Source organism: Mesorhizobium sp. M7A.F.Ca.CA.001.08.2.1, from assembly GCF_003998455.1.
In the GTDB taxonomy this organism is placed as follows: domain Bacteria; phylum Pseudomonadota; class Alphaproteobacteria; order Rhizobiales; family Rhizobiaceae; genus Mesorhizobium; species Mesorhizobium ciceri.
The window spans coordinates 1-2,078 of the sequence record NZ_RZPW01000941.1 but is presented as its reverse complement, the minus strand read 5'-3'; the positions used below and the strand labels follow the sequence as shown (position 1 = coordinate 2,078).

Annotated in this window: 1 protein-coding gene and 1 pseudogene; one reads left to right on the top strand and one right to left on the bottom strand. The window is 58.2% G+C overall.

All coding sequences use genetic code 11. The features are described 5' to 3' along the window. Positions 1-331 (bottom strand): annotated as a pseudogene (locus tag EN914_RS33240) (universal stress protein); the annotation flags it as partial. Between the two features lie 185 nt (positions 332-516). Between EN914_RS33240 and EN914_RS33235 the strand changes: the two are divergent. Beyond that, a complete protein-coding gene (locus EN914_RS33235) occupies positions 517-2,073 on the top strand; it encodes a PAS domain S-box protein (RefSeq protein ID WP_013525377.1) in 1,557 nt (518 codons plus the stop codon). Positions 2,074-2,078 lie beyond the last annotated feature (5 nt).

Here is a 2,078-nt window from a genome sequence, read left to right as displayed (position 1 = left end):
CAATAAGATCGGCGGATCGAGCCGAAATGCTCAGGAAACGGGTTGGGCTGCAAACAGCTTGGCCCCATTCGCTAAAGATCGATGCAGGAAGCAGCCTCTCGAACTCGGCGCGTAATTCGGCAAGCCGCTTTTCGATTTCGGTGTGCTGGATCTGCATGACCTCGCCTTCGTAGACCATACCGTCGCCGGTCGCGACCAAGGGCGGAACATCCGCAGCCGCCAGACCGATGAGACGGGCGCCAAACCGTTCCGCGAGCTCGATCCCCAGCTTTACAATAGGTGCGGGAGGCGCATCGATGGCGAGGTTGACGATGATCGACTTGTAAGACATTGCGGGCGCCTTTCGCTGAACGATGGAATGCGGGATGAATTGCATTCGACATCGTCCAATGCCTTGATGCGCATCAAAGGCCGGCAACTGCATCTGCGTTCGAAAACCTCGGCTCGATCCGTTTTGCGTGTGCGGCGAGAAGTGATAGTTAGCCCCGGTAGCACCGTCGAACCCAGGAACTTCAGGTGATCAAAGACGAAGCACTCAGTTTGTCACCCGGCGGGACGACACTGAAATCATTGTTGTCTCAAATGTTCGATCAGGCACCAGGCTTTATAGCGCTGCTGCGCGAGCCAGGTCACATTTTCGAGCTGACCAATGCCGCCTACCAGCGATTGACTGGCCACAGGCAAGTGATTGGAAAGTCAGTGCGGGACGCCTTTCCCGAGCTCGAAGGGAATGGGTTTTTCGAACATCTGGACCATGTGTACATGACCGGCGAGCCCTACATTGGCCACGGGGTGAAGGTCGGCCTTCGCAACATAGCCGACGGCCCGGTCGAAGAGCGCATCCTTGATTTTGTTTATCAGCCAGTCAAGGCTGACGATGGCCGGATCACCGCGATCTTCATTGAAGGTACTGATGTCAGCGAACTCTCCTTTGCAAATGCAGCACTTCGGCTGCGTGAGGACCATTTGCGGTCGATCCTGGCAACAGTGCCGGACGCGATGGTCGTCATCGACGAGCAGGGTGGGATTCAATCCTTCAGCACCGCTGCCGAAACGCTGTTCGGCTACCAGTCAGGCGAAGTCATCGGTCAAAACGTGAAAATGCTGATGCCCTCGCCCTACCGCGACGAGCATGACGCCTATCTGCTTCGCTACCTGACGACGGGAGAGCGCCGGATCATCGGGCTCGGCCGCACCGTGACCGGGGCACGCAAGGATGGCACGACTTTCCCGATGGAGCTTTCCGTTGGCGAGATGCATCCGGGGACGGGACGTTTCTTTACCGGCTTCTGCCGCGACTTGACCGAACGCCACCGGGCAGAAGCAAGAATCCAGGAGCAGCAGCAGGAACTGCTGCACATGGCGCGGTTCACCGCACTCGGCGAGATGGCCTCAACGCTTGCTCATGAGATCAACCAGCCGCTCACCGCCATCACGAACTACCTCAAAGGCAGTCGTCGGCTGCTTGAGAAGAGCCGGGACGAGAATGCGCCCATGCTTCGGGATGCCGTGGAAAAGGCAGCTGAGCAGGCCTTGCGGGCGGGCGACGTCATCCGTCACCTGAGGGATTTTGTAGCCAGGGGCGAAAGCGAGCGCCAGGTCGAACGACTGCCAATGCTGATCGAGGAAGCCGCCTCCCTAGCCTTGGTTGGTGCAAGAGAGATAAATCTCCTCGTCAGCTACAAGCTTGATCCAGTCGCCGAACTGGTCTTAACCGACCGCATCCAGATTCAGCAGGTTTTGCTCAACCTGATGCGCAATGCGGTTGAGGCTATGCAGGACTCGCCGCGCCGCGAATTGAAAGTCACAACAATTGCCCGGGATGATGGGATGGCCGAGGTAAGCGTGATCGATACTGGCCCGGGTCTCGCGCCGGAAGTCTCGGCTCAACTCTTCCAGCCGTTTGTAACCACCAAGAAGCAAGGCATGGGTGTCGGTCTCTCCATTTGCCGCACCATCGTGGAATCGCACGGTGGTCACATATGGGCCGAGGCGATGCCGACTGGCGGGACCGCCTTCCGATTCACCTTGCGCATTGTGGAGAAGGAAGAGGTCACAAATGGCCGGCAGTGATCTGG